This is a genomic window from Dysosmobacter segnis, assembly GCF_014297285.1.
Classification (GTDB): domain Bacteria; phylum Bacillota; class Clostridia; order Oscillospirales; family Oscillospiraceae; genus Oscillibacter; species Oscillibacter segnis.
The window spans coordinates 25,568-41,052 of record NZ_JACOQI010000006.1 but is presented as its reverse complement, the minus strand read 5'-3'; the positions used below and the strand labels follow the sequence as shown (position 1 = coordinate 41,052).

General features: G+C 58.6%; 15 protein-coding genes. 7 read left to right on the top strand and 8 right to left on the bottom strand.

What is annotated here, in order from left to right; translation table 11 throughout:
• Positions 1-85: 85 nt before the first annotated feature.
• From H8Z83_RS07695 to mltG, 3 genes are read right to left on the bottom strand one after another with little or no spacing between them, the layout of a single operon-like run.
• Positions 86-1,483: an NAD(P)/FAD-dependent oxidoreductase gene (locus H8Z83_RS07695; protein ID WP_187014497.1), complete on the bottom strand. Its 1,398-nt coding sequence runs from the start codon at positions 1,481-1,483 to the stop codon at positions 86-88.
• 16 nt (positions 1,484-1,499) lie between these two features.
• Entirely contained in the window at positions 1,500-2,732 is a 1,233-nt protein-coding gene (locus H8Z83_RS07690; protein WP_187014496.1) for a peptidase U32 family protein, read from the bottom strand.
• Entirely contained in the window at positions 2,722-3,894 is a 1,173-nt protein-coding gene (gene mltG / locus H8Z83_RS07685; RefSeq protein WP_187014495.1) for an endolytic transglycosylase MltG, read from the bottom strand. The genes H8Z83_RS07690 and mltG overlap by 11 nt, the downstream gene beginning before the upstream one ends.
• A gap of 131 nt (positions 3,895-4,025) precedes the next feature.
• On the opposite strand from mltG, the gene H8Z83_RS19875 reads away from it, so the two are divergent.
• Complete coding sequence (locus H8Z83_RS19875) at positions 4,026-4,154, top strand: hypothetical protein (RefSeq protein WP_256435321.1); 129 nt, start codon at positions 4,026-4,028, stop codon at positions 4,152-4,154.
• Between the two features lie 40 nt (positions 4,155-4,194).
• Here the strand turns inward: H8Z83_RS19875 and H8Z83_RS07680 are convergent, their stop codons facing one another.
• The 3 genes from H8Z83_RS07680 to H8Z83_RS07670 form a co-directional block, all read right to left on the bottom strand.
• Positions 4,195-4,860, bottom strand: a complete 666-nt coding sequence (locus tag H8Z83_RS07680) for a dTMP kinase (protein ID WP_187014494.1) — start codon at positions 4,858-4,860, stop codon at positions 4,195-4,197.
• A complete protein-coding gene (locus H8Z83_RS07675; RefSeq protein ID WP_187014493.1) occupies positions 4,857-5,579 on the bottom strand; it encodes a WecB/TagA/CpsF family glycosyltransferase in 723 nt (240 codons plus the stop codon). Before H8Z83_RS07675 ends, H8Z83_RS07680 begins: the two co-directional genes overlap by 4 nt.
• A gap of 120 nt (positions 5,580-5,699) precedes the next feature.
• Positions 5,700-6,596, bottom strand: coding sequence for a DMT family transporter (locus H8Z83_RS07670; protein ID WP_187014492.1), 897 nt, complete (start codon positions 6,594-6,596; stop codon positions 5,700-5,702).
• Between the two features lie 276 nt (positions 6,597-6,872).
• On the opposite strand from H8Z83_RS07670, the gene H8Z83_RS07665 reads away from it, so the two are divergent.
• Both H8Z83_RS07665 and H8Z83_RS07660 read left to right on the top strand, forming a co-directional pair.
• Positions 6,873-7,490: a DNA-3-methyladenine glycosylase gene (locus H8Z83_RS07665; RefSeq protein WP_187014491.1), complete on the top strand. Its 618-nt coding sequence runs from the start codon at positions 6,873-6,875 to the stop codon at positions 7,488-7,490.
• Position 7,491: 1 nt separating this feature from the next.
• Complete coding sequence (locus tag H8Z83_RS07660) at positions 7,492-8,139, top strand: HAD family hydrolase (RefSeq protein ID WP_187014490.1); 648 nt, start codon at positions 7,492-7,494, stop codon at positions 8,137-8,139.
• 265 nt (positions 8,140-8,404) lie between these two features.
• On the opposite strand, the gene H8Z83_RS07655 is transcribed toward H8Z83_RS07660, so the two are convergent.
• Complete coding sequence (locus tag H8Z83_RS07655; protein WP_187014489.1) at positions 8,405-11,278, bottom strand: M56 family metallopeptidase; 2,874 nt, start codon at positions 11,276-11,278, stop codon at positions 8,405-8,407.
• A gap of 3 nt (positions 11,279-11,281) precedes the next feature.
• Positions 11,282-11,641, bottom strand: a complete 360-nt coding sequence (locus H8Z83_RS07650; protein ID WP_187014488.1) for a BlaI/MecI/CopY family transcriptional regulator — start codon at positions 11,639-11,641, stop codon at positions 11,282-11,284.
• A gap of 347 nt (positions 11,642-11,988) precedes the next feature.
• Here H8Z83_RS07650 and H8Z83_RS07645 point away from each other — a divergent pair, with 347 nt between their 5' ends.
• The 4 genes from H8Z83_RS07645 to H8Z83_RS07630 all read left to right on the top strand — a co-directional run bounded on the left by H8Z83_RS07645 (position 11,989) and on the right by H8Z83_RS07630 (position 15,481).
• Positions 11,989-13,599 (top strand): ABC-F family ATP-binding cassette domain-containing protein, encoded by a 1,611-nt coding sequence (locus tag H8Z83_RS07645; RefSeq protein WP_187014487.1) that lies wholly within the window; start codon positions 11,989-11,991, stop codon positions 13,597-13,599.
• 270 nt (positions 13,600-13,869) lie between these two features.
• On the top strand, positions 13,870-14,067 hold the full coding sequence (locus H8Z83_RS07640; RefSeq protein ID WP_187014486.1) for an alpha/beta-type small acid-soluble spore protein: 198 nt from the start codon (positions 13,870-13,872) through the stop codon (positions 14,065-14,067).
• A 145-nt stretch (positions 14,068-14,212) separates the two neighbouring features.
• A complete protein-coding gene (locus H8Z83_RS07635; protein ID WP_187014485.1) occupies positions 14,213-14,905 on the top strand; it encodes a JAB domain-containing protein in 693 nt (230 codons plus the stop codon).
• Between the two features lie 120 nt (positions 14,906-15,025).
• The gene (locus tag H8Z83_RS07630) at positions 15,026-15,481 is read left to right on the top strand and encodes a GNAT family N-acetyltransferase (RefSeq protein ID WP_187014484.1); all 456 of its coding nucleotides are present in this window, start codon (positions 15,026-15,028) and stop codon (positions 15,479-15,481) included.
• Positions 15,482-15,485: the final 4 nt, after the last annotated feature.

The window sequence follows — 15,485 nt, the reverse complement described above, 5'->3', positions numbered from 1 at the left end:
CCTACATGATAAAAGCCCCGCCGGATTCCGAAAGGAATCCGGCGGGGCTTTATTTATTCGGAACATATTACGGGCGGAAGGGAACTCAGCCCTCCTCCGCGATCTTGCGGCCCATGAGGACACCCATGACGGAGGCCATCATCAAGCCGCGGGTCCAGCCGGAGCTGTCGCCCAGACAGTGAAGGCCCTGAAGGCTGGTGTTGAAATCCGTGTCCATCTTCACCCGGTTGGAGTAAAACTTCAGCTCGGGGGAATACAGCAGAGTCTCGTAGGCGGCGAAGCCGGGCACCACATAATCCATAGCCTGAATGAAGTTGATGATGTTGGTCATGGCCCGGTAGGGCATGGCGGCGGTGATGTCGCCGGCCACGGCGTCCGGCAGAGTGGGGCGGATGTTGGACTGGGCCAGCTCCTTCTGCCAGGTGCGTTTGCCGTCCAGAATGTCACCGAAGCGCTGCACCAGGATCTGGCCGTTGGCCAGCATGTTGGTCAGTTCGCCCACCTTCTGAGCGTAGGCAATGGGCTGGTTGAAGGGCACGGAGAAATTGTGGGAGCAGAGAATGGACAGGTTGGTGTTGTCGCTCTTCTTCTCCTTGTAGGAGTGGCCGTTGACCACCGCCAGGTTGTTGTCATAGTTTTCCTGACTGACAAAGCCGCCGGGGTTTTGGCAGAAGGTGCGCACCTTGTTCTTGAAGGGCCGGGGATAGCCTACCAGCTTGGACTCGTACAGGACCCGGTTTACGGTCTCCATGACCTCATTGCGGACCTCCACACGGACACCGATATCCACAGTGCCGGGGGCGTGAGCGATGTTGTGCTCGGCGCAGAGCTTTTCCAGCCAGTCGGCGCCCCGGCGGCCGGTGGCCACCACGGTGTGCCTGGCGTAGATCTCCATGTCCACCTTGCCGTTGGACACGGAAACGCCCTTGCAGACGTCATTTTCCAGAATCAGGTTGCTGCACTCGTAGCCGAAGTACATCTCTACGCCGTGCTCCTGTAAGTACTTCTCGATGGCGTAGTAGATACCCTGAGCCTTTTCCGTGCCCATGTGGCGGATGGGGCAGTCCACCAGCTTCAAGCCTGCCTGAATGGCGTGCTTGCGGATCTCCTTGCGCTCCTCGTCATTGCCGAGACCCTCAATGTGCTGGTCCGCACCAAAGTCCAGATAGATCTGGTCAGCGTAGTTGATGGTCTCCTGTGCCAGCTCCGGGGTGATGAGGGTGGGCAGATCGCCGCCTACCTCATAGCTGAGGGACAGCTTGCCGTCGGAAAACGCACCGGCGCCGGAGAAGCCGGTGGTGATGTGGCAGTAGGGCTTGCAGTTGACGCACTTCTTTGTCTTGTCCTTGGGGCAATGGCGGTTTTCTACCGCCTGGCCCTTTTCCACCATGATGATCTTCTGCTTGCTGCCCTTTTTGACCATTTCCAGGGCGGTGAAGATGCCGGCAGGACCGGCACCGATGATCACAACATCTGCGTTCATAATATCTCCTATCTCCTTATTTGGCTGACAATTCTACCTGATGGCGTACCAGCGTCATAGGCGGCACCGGACGGGGCAGCCTGAGCTTCAGCAGCATCTGGGGATTTCGGGGTTCTTCGATCACGGTTCCGACCTCATCCCGCATTTCCGGGACCGTCATGGAAAAGGGACGCAGGTCCGGCCCTACCAGCTCCACCGTGTCACCGGTGCGGAACTTGTTCCGCAGGGAAATGACAGCGTTGCCGTCGGAGTCACATTCCGTGACCAGCGCCACCACCTGCCATTCCCGGATGTAGCGGGAATTTTCGTAGTACTGGCCGGGATAACCGTAGTAAAAGCCGGTGGCATAGGGCCGGTGGCTGACGTGCTCCACCTCGTCCCGCCACACCGGGTCAATGGGGCGGCCCGCAGCGGCATCGTCCAGACAGTGCCGGTAAGCACCGGTGACGATGGCAGCATAATAGGCGGATTTGGCCCGGCCCTCGATCTTCAGACTGGACAGCCCCACATCCAGCAGGTCATCCAGATGGTCGATCATGCACATATCACGGGAATTTAAAATATAGCTGCCCTTTTCGTCCTCTTCAATGGGGAAATATTCGCCGGGGCGTTTTTCCTCCATCAGGGCGTAATGATAGCGGCAGGGCTGGGCGCAGGCACCTCGGCTGGCATCCCGGCCCGTCATATAATTGCTCAACAGACACCGCCCGGAATAGCTGACGCACATGGCCCCGTGAACAAAGGCCTCGATCTCCAACTCTGCCGGGGTGTTCTCCCGGATGGTCCGAATTTCTTCAAGGCTCAACTCCCGGGCTAAAATCACCCGGGAAGCGCCCAGATCATACCAGGCGTTGGCAGTGACATAGTTGGAAATGCTGGCCTGAGTGGAGATGTGGCGCTGGCAGTTGGGGGCATATTTCCCCGCCAGCGTAAAGGCACCCAGGTCCGCCACGATCACCGCATCCACACCGGCGTCATTCAGCCGTTCCAGATGTGCCGGCAGACGGACGATCTCATCCCCCCGGGGCATGGTGTTGATGGTGCAGTGGACCCGTACATTGTGCGCATGGGCATAGGCCACTGCCGCCTTCAGCTCGTCCGGGTCAAAGTTTCCGGCGAAGGCCCGCATACCGAAGTCGGTGCCCGCCAGATATACGGCGTCCGCGCCGTAGAGCACGGCCATTTTCAGCCGTTCCATATCTCCTGCCGGAGCCAGCAACTCCGGCAGCGTTCTCTGTTTATCCACCATAGGAGCTGCTCCCCACAAAGGCATTGTGCTCAGACAGGGTCTTGGAGAAGTGGTGCTTCCCGTCGGTGCCCAATGCGTAGTAATAATAATCCGTGTCGTTGGGGTCCATAGCCGCTTTCAGAGCCGCACTGCCGGGGTTGGCAATGGCCGTAGGCGGCAGTCCCTTATGGAGATACAGGTTGTAGGGGGTATCGACCGCCTTGTCCGCGTTGGTGATGGCGCCGGTGTGATCCGGCAGACCATAGAGCAGGGACGCGTCGATCTGGAGCAGTCCTGCGGTCTCGCTGGGCTTTTGCAGGCGGTTATAGATGACGGAGGCGATATCCCGCTGATCCGTACCGTCCGTCTCCTTTTCAATGAGGGAGGCGATGATGACCACATCCTTCATGCTGTAACCCATGGATTTGGCCTTGGAGGAGGCGAACGCATCCTCGTCAATATGGTCGGCAAAGGCGTCGATCAGCTTACCCAGAGCGTTCTTGGCGTTGTGATTCTTGTAGAACTCATAGGTGTCCGGGAACAGGTAGCCCTCCAGACGGCTGGGGTCTTCGGAATTGTTGTTGATGAAGCTGTAATCATACGTGGCGGTCTTGGCGGCCTCCAGCAGATTTTCTTCCGTATTGACGCCCTTTTCCGCCAACAGACGGATGGTCTGCCGCACGGTATAGCCCTCGGGGATGGTGACGGTGACAGTCTCCGCCGTCAGGTTGCCGGAGGAGTTGTGCATGCCCAGGATCAGCGCCCGGTAATCCATCTCCGTATTCAGTGTATAGGTGCCGATGCCGATCTTTTTGTCGGCATGGGAGATCCCGGCATAGAGCTTGAAAAACCACTTGTACTTGATGAGCCCTGCATCCTGGAGCTTATCCGCCACGGTGGACACGCTGTCCTCCGCCGTTACCTCCACCGAGGTCTCCCGCAGAGCACCCCGGTTGAAGGCACAGAAATCCGAGCCCAGCATCCAGCCCACACCCGCCAGAATGGCGGAAGCCAGCAGGACAAAGATCAGGTAACCGACCAGCACCGCCAGCGAATTCCGTCTCCGCCGGCGGTGACGGCTTTTGCTGTGGTGAGCGGGTGTCGGCTCCCGCCGCGCCCCCTGCGCCTGCCGGACCTCCTGTGCGTCCCAGCTGGCAGTATCATCTCTTCTGAATTCAGACATTGGTTCCTCCTTGCTTTCCCGGTCCCCGGCAGGGAAGGGGAATACAATTTCCGGATTTTTGTCCGGTCCAAGCCCGGTTTCCGGTGACAGCGGCATAAGATAGCCTATCAAACAGAAAGCGGGGTAGTGGTATGTGCTGCAACAACAATGACAGCTCCTGGCTCTGGATCATTCTCGTTCTGATCGTGGTACTGGTATGCTGCAGCAGCGGATATAGCTGCGGAAACGGCTGTGTCCACAACGGCTGCGATTGCTGCTGAACCGGCGGGGACGCACCGCGTCCCGCTGGGGGGACAGGCATTACAGCAGCGACTTGACAGTCTTGTACACCTCGTTGTGGATGTCCTCCACGGTTCGGGGCGCATCGTCCCTGGCACAGCGGATCACGGTCCAGCCGCAGTCCTTCACGATCTCCCGGGCGGCTGCCCGGCAGTTTTTCAGATAGGTCTCGTCCTGCTCATGGATATCCGCATGGGTGCCGGTGGCGGCTTCCCGCTGGCGCATCATCTTCTCCGTGATCTCCGTGGGCATATCCAGATAGAGCACCAGATCCGGCTTCGGCAGGCCCAGCTTGCCGTATTCCAGCTCAAAGAGCCAGTTCAAAAAGACCGTCCGTTCCTCCGGTGGCAGCTTGGACGCCTGATGGACGGCGTTGGACGTGGTGTAGCGGTCCGCGATCACCAGCCCGCCGGCCTCATAGAAAGCGCCCCAGTCCTGCTTGTAGGAGGCATAGCGATCCATGGAAAACATCAGCGACGCTGCGTAGGCGTTCACATCGCCGGGGCGCCTGCCTAAATTGCCATCCAGATACTCCTGCACCATGGCGGCGGAGGGCTTGCCGTACCGGGGAAAGGTGATATTTTTGTAGGGGATGTTTTCCCGCCGCAGATGCTCACACAGCAGCCGGGACTGGGTGGCTTTTCCGGAACCGTCGGTCCCTTCAAATACGATCAAACGTCCGTTCATTTCCGTTTTCCCTTCTCCTGCCGCACATGGACCAGAAACAGCGGCAGCTTCATCATCCGGCCGATGCGCTTCGGCTCCTTACACAGGCGGTAAAACCATTCCAGACCGTGATCGGACCAGAATTTCGGCGCACGCTCCACGGTGCCCGCGAATACGTCCAGACTTCCGCCGAGGCCGCACAGCAAATGGGCGCCGGTGGCGGGGCCGTTCCGCGCCATCCACAGCTCCTGCTTGGGGGCGCCCAGGCAGACGAACACACAGTCCGCGCCGCTTTCCCGGATGGCTTCCACCACAGGGGCGTCCTCCTTGAAGTAGCCATCATGAGTTCCGGCGATCTTCAATCCGGGGTACTGCTTTTGCAGCCGTTCCGCCGCCAGGTCCGCCACGCCGGGCTTGGCGCCCAGCAGATAGAGGGATCTCCCGCGCTCGGCCATTTTTCCCATCAGCCCCGCGGCAAATTCGATGCCGGGGGTCTTTTCCTTCAGGGGCGTTCCCAGCATAGCCGCCCCCTTGATGACACCGATGCCGTCCGGCAGCACCAGATCCGCGCCGTTGACCGCCCGCATAGCCGCCGGATTTTCCCGGCAGACCTCCACGATCTCCGGATTCGGGGTCACTACATAGTGGCACCCTGGTTCCTCCAGCAGTGCCGCTCCGCGGGACACGGCTTCCGTCATGGTCAGATTATCAAAACCAACGCCTAATACGTCGATCCGCATATTTTTCACCTCGGTTATGGATTCCATACTCATACAAACTAAAGTATAGCACATACCTTTGCGAATGTCCACGAAAAAAGCGGAGCCAACAGGCTCCGCTTCCGAAAAAACACGCAGGGCTTATGCTTTTTTTCTGTCCGGCAGCTGTGCCAGCACCACCGCTGCCAGCATCAGGGCGCAGCCGAAATATTCCCGCCCGCTGAGGCGGTCTCCCAAGATCGCCGCACCGGAAATAGTAGCGAACACGGATTCCAGACTCAGCAGCAGAGAGATCACCGTGGGGTTGGAGCCTTTCTGAGCCAGAATTTGCAGCGTATAGCCCACGCCGCTGGAAAGGAGACCCGCATACAGAATGGCACCCGCCGCCATGGTCAGGCCCGCCCAGGTGGGATGCTCGAAAAGCAGGGAGCCAATCAGGGAAAACGCTGTGACAAAGAAGAACTGACAGCAGGACAGCTCCACGCCGTCCACCACGGTGACAAAGTGATCCACCAGAAGGATCTGTGCTGTAAACACAAAGGCGCACAGCATCACGCAGAGGTCGCCGGGGGCGATGGTAAAGCTCTCCGTGATGCACAGGCAGTACAGTCCCGTCACCGCCAGCAGCACGCTGACCCACACCGCCTTGGGTACTCGCTTCTTCAGGAAAATGCCGAAAATGGGCACCAGCACGATGTAAAGGGCGGTGATGAAGCCCGCCTTGCCAGGGGAGGTGGTATCCAGACCCTTTTGCTGAAGGAAGGAGGCCAGTCCCAGCGTCAGGCCGCACCAGAAGCCGCCCAGCAGCAGATCCTTCCGGGAGCGGGTGACGGAGGCAGCCTGCCCCTTCCGGCGGCGGCCGGATCGCATGACGGCGCACAGCACCAGCAAAAACACAAAGGCGATCACCGACCGGGCGGCATTAAAGGCCAGCGGCGGGACATGTTCCGCGCCCACGCTCTGGGCTACAAAGGCGGTGCCCCAGATCAAAGCCGTCAGAACCGCATAGGCGGACGAACGCAGAGAACCCTGCTTCATATACTTGCTCCTCCCCACCGGATGTGGTATGATGATAAAAATTTCTCCCGCCGGTTTTGGACGGCAGGCAGCGTGGATTAACGCATCGAATCAGCCCTGCGCGAAGGTTGGCGCAGAGACAGCGAATGTAGCGATTATAGTGGAAAACTGCCGCCGCCGCAAGAGGGGCTGGCCGACTTCTCCGAAGGCCGCAAAGGAAGTTCGGGAAACACGGCTGTTTTTGTGGATTTTTACTGCTTTTCTGCAAAATCCCACACATTTGACAAAGGAGGCCCTATGGCGAAGCTGACCCATGATTTCTTCAACGGCGACACCGTTGCCATCGCGCAGGCGCTGCTGGGAAAGTATCTGGTGCGGAACCGGAACGGCGAGCTGCTGGCGGGCCGCATTACGGAAACGGAAGCCTACGTGGGCCGGTGCGACAAGGCCTGCCACGCCTATAACTACCGCCGTACGCCCCGGACGGAAACGCTGTTCATGGCCCCCGGCCACGCCTACATCTATTTCATCTACGGGATGTACCACTGTCTGAACTTCGTCACGGAGCCGGATGGGGAACCTTCCGCTGTGCTGCTGCGGGGACTGGAACCGACGGCGGGGGCAGAGACCATGAAGCGCCTGCGGTTCGGGGACGCGCCCATGAACGCCTACCGGCGGAAAAACTTTCTCAACGGTCCCGGCAAGGTCTGTAAGGCACTGGACCTCACCACGGCCCAGAATAAGCTGGATCTGGAGGGAGACGTTCTGTTTCTCTGCGATTCCATGGCGGATGTGGGGCTGACGGACCCGGTGACCGGACCGGAGCACATCTGCGCCGGCCCACGGATCGGCGTGGACTATGCGGAGGAGGCCAAGGACTTCCCGTGGCGATTCTGGCTGGAAAAGGAGAACTGATATGTATTTATTTGATATGGACGGCACCCTCATTGATTCCAACGATGTCTGGAAGGACGTGGACAGGGAATTTCTGGCCCGGAGGGGTCTGCCCTACACAAAAGCCTATTACGAGGGGGTGGCCCACACCATTTTCCCCTTGGCGGCTAAGTTCACCAAGGAGTTCTGTAATCTGCCCGACAGCGAGGAAGACATCATGGCGGAGTGGATGGAGCTGGCCAAGGACGCCTACGCCCATGTGACGGTGAAGCCCGGCGTCCGGGCGTTTTTAAAGCAGTGCAAGGCGGAGAACCGGCGGATGGCGCTGGTGACCTCCAGCGTGCCGATGCACTGCCGCACCGCGATGGAAAAGCTGGATCTGATGAAGTACTTCGAATCCGTTACCTTTGCTCAGGAGTTGGGTATTGAGAAAAAGGACAAGCGCCTGTGGTTAGGGGTGGCGGAGCGGTACGGCGTGGAGCCGGAAACCTGTACCCTGTTTGACGACAGCCTTGCCGCCTGCAAGGGCGCCCGCAGCGCCAAAATGCGGGTGGTAGGGGTCTATGACAGCTTTTTCGCCGGGGATGAGAAGGAAATGCGCTCCTTCTGCGACGTGTATATCAAGAGCTTTGAGGAACTGCTCTGGAAGCCGGAGTACCGAAAGGACTGACGAATAAAAAGGAACATAGCAAACATAGTAAAAGTCAGGCGTTGGTTTTCCAACGCCTGACTTGAGGCTGTCGATAAAGAGGTAGATTCTCCGCAACGGAAAGGAAGGGTGTGCGCGGGAAACCCAAGAAGGGTGTCCTGCGCCATTGAAATCCTTAGTTTTCAGAGTTTTTATAAAACTCTAAAAACTTGCTCAGCGGGGAGAAAAGACTTTTCGACACGCTGAGTCAGGCGTTGGTTTTCCAACGCCTGACTTTTTATGCGGTTCAACTGCCCGAGCGCCAGTGGGACACAATTTGCCATTCGTCCGTTCCCGGCGTCAGACGCAGGGTCAGGACTGCAATATTTCCGTTTTCAACAGATTTACGCAGATAAACGTAGTTTCCGACCTGTTCGCCGGATTCCGCTATAAAATAGAACATATTGAAATCTGAGGTATATGTATAGTAAGCGTCATATTCCTCCAGATAGCAGACGCCGGCGGTGTCCAGATCGCTCGTGGTGATGCCGCCCCAGCGGGTCAGCACCTCGTTGATGCTTGAAACCGTGTGCCGGTGGATGGGTACCGGCATATCCTCCATGCGCGCCACCCGATTGAACGGCCAGTCATCCAGCTTTTTCAACGCCTCAAATTCCGCCTCGGTCGCCTGGCCGCTGTCCGGGAAATAACGGATAAATTCCTCAAAATTCAGGTTCCTAACATTTTTATAATAGGAGGAAAAGAAGTAACTGAAGGGCTGGATGTGAAAGTCCACAATGTCACCGCTCTCATCCCGGACCGCAGGGTCCATAACGGCGTTGTAGGCGGCCAGCTCCTCTTGCGTCAGGGCGCGCCGGGGGCTGTACTGCCCTGTCAGCGAGATCTCCACCACGGCCTGAAAGGTTTCCCAGCCGCTGCCCCGGTCGGCCTCGTAGGATACTGGAACGAGGTACTGATATAGGCCCGAACCGAACAGCGACTGATGCTGCTCCACCGTGGCTGCCAGATGCACCTGCTCCCAGCCGTGAACGTTTCTGGCCCGGGCACTGTCCAGAGAACAGAGCCGCGGCTCGCCGTTTTTCTGCTCCACCGTGTAGGAGACCGTAAGATCCGCGGCACGCCCGTCCACCTCCGCCCGGTAGGTGGAGGTCATCGTAGTCCGGGTGGACGCGCCGGCGGCGGGAAAGCTCTCCGTCGGCGTGAAGCTCTCCGCCATGAGATACATCACCTGAGGCTCGATGAAGATATGCACGTAATTGCTGATACCCAGATCCGACCACAAAGTCCAGATCCGCCAGCAGCCGTTCCCATCGGCGGCGGGGTAGAAGTAGTAGCGCTCGTTTATGCCGCCCTGCCGCCGTTTCCAGATCTGCTTGGTATCGTCCAGCGGCTCGAAGCCCTGCTTCCGGGAAGTAATATATTCGTCCTCCAAGGTCTGGGTGAACCGGTCTACCGTAAGGATGGAGCCGGTATCATAGCCGGAATACCATTCCCAGTGACCGTGACTGCGATGGGCCGTCACGTCCGCCATGATCCATGCGCTGCCGGGGATATAGAGGTAACCGCCGTCCACATCGTAGCGGTGGACGGGATAGTTGCCGGGCTTGTCATTGGGGTTGTTGTAGTTGATCTGGTCGATCCAGTCCTCCACATACAGCGGCAGATCCAGCTTTCGGTCCGTCACATACCAGTCGTAAATGGCCTCCTCCATGGTGTTGTGATAGCCGAAGAAATCGCCGCCGTCATTGATGGAGTCGTCGCAGAGGATGTCGTAGCTGCCGTCATCGTGCCGCAGGGCCACTATTACATGACGATCATCTAACGAGAAGTATTCCTCGTCGTCATAATACTGTCCGCCCACCAGCGCCACCGAAGCCGTGTCCACATCCAGCTTTACCAGATAGTAATACTCCCATTCCTCCAACACGCCGTCGGGAGCCAGTCCGGCCAGCTCGCCGCCCTTCGTCAGATATTCCAGCTTTCGATCCGTCACCGCGGCGGTATGGGGCTGGTCGCTGACAGTGCCGTCGGCGTTTTCCGCGTAATACCGGGCCTCCGTCTGAGACAGCATCACCTGCTGGACGTAGGCCTCCACGCTGGCCCACTGGCCGGTTTCCGTCCGGTCCGCCGGGGGATCTTCCGTTGGGGTGCCGCTCCCCTTGGGATTGGCGGCGCAGAGGGCGATCAGTCCCACGCAGACCACGGCGCACACGGCGATGATCCACGGCTGGGGCCGTTTCCAGTTCAGCAGGTTCCGGATGCGTCCGCCGGTGTCGCCTTCGCCGAAGGCAAGGGGCATCCCCGCCACGATGCGGCGGCCGGTGGCAAGGCTCAGAAGGGAGGCGGAGTAGTCCGCCCGGATGTCCTCGCCCAGTTCCCTTACCACGGCCTCGTCGCAGCTCATCTCCATGTCCTTCCCCGCCAAAATGAACGCCGCCCACACCAGCGGGTTGAACCAGTGGACGCACAGAGCCAGAAATGACAGGAGCTTCACCACATGATCCCGGCGACGGAGGTGATACTGCTCATGCCGCAGGATGTAGCCCCGCTCCGTTTCCGTCAGGGTGGAGGGCAGGTAGATCTTGGGCCGGAACAGGCCCATGACGAAGGGGGAGGGGATGTAGTCCGCCAGATAGATGTTGTCCTCCAATCGCACGGCTCCCACCAGGCGGCGGCGGAGCCGCAGCAGGGAGACTACGCTGTAAAGGAGCAGCAGGGCCATGCCCGTCAGCCACGTCAGGGTCAGAACCGCCACCGGGCCACTAAGGGGTGAGACCGGGGCAGCATCAGGCTGAGTCACGCTGGGGGCGGCGCTGACGATGTTCTCGCCGGGTTCCGTCGGAAACGGCTCCTGAGGCAGCGGCGTCACCGTGGGGGCCATATCGCGGACAATGTCCGCCGGGACATACTCCACCACGCTGGTAACGGCGGTCCGCTCCTGGGCTGGAGCGCCCAGCGCTCCCAGCAGGGACACAGCGGAGGTGACGGACACCGGACACAGCAGCCGGAACAGCACCACCGCCCACAGGGCATAGGAAAAGACCTTGGGAGCCCGCCGCAGCAGCAGGCGGACTGCCAGCACCGCCAGAATCACCACGCTGGCGGTGAGACTCATATTACAGACGATGGGAAACAGCCGGTGCATTACAAACTCGCCCATACGCTACCTCCTGTTCTGATCGATCAATTTTTGCAGCTCCGCGATTTCGTCCTCCGTCAGCTTTTTTCGCCGGGTAAATGCCGTGATAAACGCGGGCAGGGACCCGGAAAAGCTTTCCTCCACGAATTGCTGACTCTGGGCGGTGTCATAGTCCGCCCGGGACAGACGGCTGGTGACGGTGCCGCCCTCGTTTTGGAAGATGCCCCGGTCACACAGCCGTTTCAGAACGGTGTAGGTGGTGGACTTTTTCCAACCAAGGGCCTCATCCGCCAGTCGGACCAACTCCGTGGAGCCCACCGGCTCCCTGTCCCAGATGATCTCCGCGAACCGGGTCTCCACCGGCCCCATTTTCAAATCGCTCATAGGTTCACCTCCGAGGTTTACTACATGTAGACCTTCTGCTTGCAGTCTACAATGTGTAAACCAAATTGTCAAGGGGCTTTCAAGGAAAAAACGCCGGGAGAGCGGCATGAAAAAGAAACTGTCAGTATGTTTCTGTACAAATGCAGAAGAATACTTGACAAAAGAGAGAAAAAGCAACATAATAGTACCAGTTTTGGGCAGCACAATGTTCTGTGACGACCGTTTGGCCGTCGCTTTTTTATGCGGCGGCGGGGAACTGTCTGCCGTCCGGACCGCTGTCCGGCTATGACGGATAATAAAAGGAGCCTGCGGGAAAACCGCGGACTCCGTGATGAAAGGATACCGACATGATCACAGTCAACAATGTAAGCATGAACTTCAGCGGCCAGACCCTGTTCAAGGACGTGGAGCTGAAGTTCGTTCCCGGCAACTGCTACGGCATCATCGGCGCCAACGGCGCCGGCAAGTCCACCTTCCTCCGCATCCTCTCCGGGGATCTGGAGCCCACCACCGGCGAGGTCATCATCCCCAAGGAAGAGCGGATGTCCATTCTGAAGCAGGACCATTTCCAGTATGACGCCTACACCGTGCTGGATACGGTGATGATGGGCAACCAGCGCCTCTATGACGTGATGAAGGAGAAGGACGCCCTCTATGAAAAAGAGGACTTCACCGACGAGGACGGCGTGAAGGCCAGCGAGCTGGAGGCCGAATTTGCCGAAATGGGCGGCTGGGAGGCCGAATCCGACGTGTCCCGGCTCATTCAGGGCCTTGGCCTCTCCAACGATATTCTGTACAGCGAAATGTCCAGCCTGACCGCCAAGGAAAAGGTGAAGGTGCTGCTGGCTCAGGCACTGTTCGGCAAGCCGGACATCATCCTGCTGGACGAGCCCACCAACCATCTGGACATTCAGGCCATCGAGTGGCTGGAGGATTTCCTGATGGATTGCGAAAGCCTGATCCTTGTGGTGAGCCATGACCGTCACTTCCTGAACACCGTCTGCACCAACATCGTGGACGTGGACTACGGCCATATCAAGATGTATGTGGGCAACTATGAGTTCTGGTACGAGTCCAGCCAGATGGTCCAGCGGATGATGAAGGACCAGAACCGGAAAAACGAGGAAAAGATCAAGGAATTGCAGCTGTTCATCCAGCGCTTCTCCGCCAACAAATCCAAGAGCAAGCAGGCCACGGCCCGCCGTAAGCTGCTGGACAAGCTGACGGTAGAGGAAATGCCCGCCTCCTCCCGGCGGTATCCCTTCGTGGGCTTTACTATGGAGCGGGAGTGCGGCAAGGAGATCCTGGCGGTGGAGGGCATCTCCAAGACGCTGGACGGCCGCAAGGTGCTGGATAACGTGTCCTTCCGGGTGAACAAGGGAGATAAGATCGCCTTTGTAGGCGAGGATGAGATCGCCAAGACCACCCTGTTCAAGATCGTCATGGGCGAGATGGAGCCGGACGAGGGCACCTACAAGTGGGGCACCACCATTACCACCAGCTATTTCCCGCTGGATAACTCCGCTTTCTTCAACGACTGTGATTTGAATCTGGTGGATTGGCTGGCCCAGTTTACCCCCAAGATCCCGGAGGCCAACACCGAGTCCTTCAAGCGGGCCTTCCTGGGCCGTATGCTGTTCTCCGGCGACGATGTGTTCAAGCCGGTGAAGGTCCTCTCCGGCGGCGAGAAGGTCCGGTGTATGCTCTCCCGCATGATGCTCTACGGCTCCAACGTGCTGGTGCTGGATCAGCCCACCAACCATCTGGATCTGGAATCCATCACCGCCGTCAACAACGGCCTGATGGACTTCAAGGGCGTGGTGCTGTTTTCCAGCCATGACCACGAGTTCGTGCAGACCATCGCCAACCGCATTATGGTGCTGGAGGACGGCAAGCTGACCGACCGTCTTGGCACCTACGAGGACTATATCGCCTCGATGGCCAATACTGCTGAATGACCCAACCCGGGGACTGCTTAAAAAGCAGTCCCCGTGATTTTTTACGAAAGCAATGACAAAACGAACCGGAAGATACCGTTTGCCGGCCTGCGATAAAAATGCGGTCCAGATCCTTTTAGATAACGGTGCCGGGCATAATACTGGCGAAAATTGAGAAAAACACAGATTTTACCGTTTTTATTTCCGCATAGCCGATCCTTTTCGTGTCAAACTATGCTTGCGATACCCAAGTGACCCACACATGTAAGAGATTGAAAAGGAGAAACTGCTATGTCCAGTAAGAACACCAACAAGATCAACGTTCCCGAGGCCCGCGCTGCTATGGATAAGTTTAAGATGGAAGCCGCCGCTGAGATGGGCGTCAATCTGAAGCAGGGCTACAACGGCGACCTGACCAGCCGCGAGGCCGGTTCCGTGGGCGGCCAGATGGTCAAGAAGATGATCGAGTCCTACGAGAAGAACCTGTAAGCGTCTGCGCAGAAGGAACTTCTCTGGAAAAAGGAAGAGCGGACGGCTGTCCGCTCTTCCTTTTTTTCACAGGATATGCTATAATACCACGTTACTTACTTGTTCTGATTTCCGGCAAAAGAAACGGTCCGGGGGAGGGATTCGTATGGAAAATATCCATCAGGGACATCGTGAAAAAATGCGGCAGCGTTTTCTGAAAAGCGGGCTGGAGGGCTTCGCGGATCACGAAGCGTTGGAGCTTTTGCTGTATTACGCCATCCCCCGGCAGGACACCAACCCCATCGCCCACCGGCTCATGGATCGCTACGGCTCCCTGACCGCCGTGCTGTCAGCCCCGGCGGAGGATCTGAAAAAAGTGGAGGGCATCGGCGAGAGCGCAGCGGTGCTGCTGAAGGTGGCGGGGCAGATCGGCCGCAAGGCCCGCCTGGCGGACGCTGTTCAGAGCTGTCCCATGACAGATGTGGAAACTGTGGGCGCCTACTTGCTGGAACGGTACGCCGGGGAGACCCACGAGATCGTTTACGAATTGTGCCTGGATCGAAAGGGCAAGCTGTTAGCCTGCAAGCGGCTCAACGACGGCGGGGCGTCCTCCGCCGCACTGGACATCCGAAAGGTGGTGGAGAATGCCATCCTCACCTCTGCCAGTACGGTGATCCTGGCACATAATCATCCCAGCGGCATCGCGCTGCCCTCGGACGATGACTGCGCTGCCACCACCCGCGCGGCGCAAGCCTTGCAGACCATCGGCGTTGCATTGGCGGACCACATCATCGTGGCGGATGACGATTTTGTATCCATGGCCCAGAGTGGCTACCTGACCTCATGGGAGCACCTGTGACCGGGCGGCTCCCTGTAGACAACGCAATAGAACAAGCGTTTGAAATTTTAGAAAAGCTGTGGTAGAATAACCGGGAAACGGGGAGAGCCACAGACTGTCTTTGCGAAGGGGGAGAGAACCATGCAGATCCGGCGTGGACGGGAGGCCGACACGGAGCGGCTGGTGGCTCTGGCGGGCCAGATTTTTGAAACGGAACAGGAGATCCCCCGGGCGCTGACCCCGCTGCCGCCGGAAAACCGCCCTCAGTGGTGGTGCGTGGAGGAGGACGGGACACTTCTGGGTGGCGTGGCCCTGTATTGGGAGGACGACGCATGGCACATGGGCCGCTTCGTCATCTCCCCGGAACTGCGGGGGCGTCATGTTGGGACCGCGCTGCTGGAAACGGCCCTGACGGACATTTTTGCGCAGGACATCCGGGAGGTCACCATGGAGGCCCGGGATACCACGGTGCATATCCTGAAAAAATTCGGCGCGGAGACCACCGGCGCGCCCTTTTCCTTTTATCGGGGCACGGTAACGCCCATGCGCCTGACCCGTGAGGCATTTTGGAACAGCCACACCGGCGGGCAGATTTGAATGT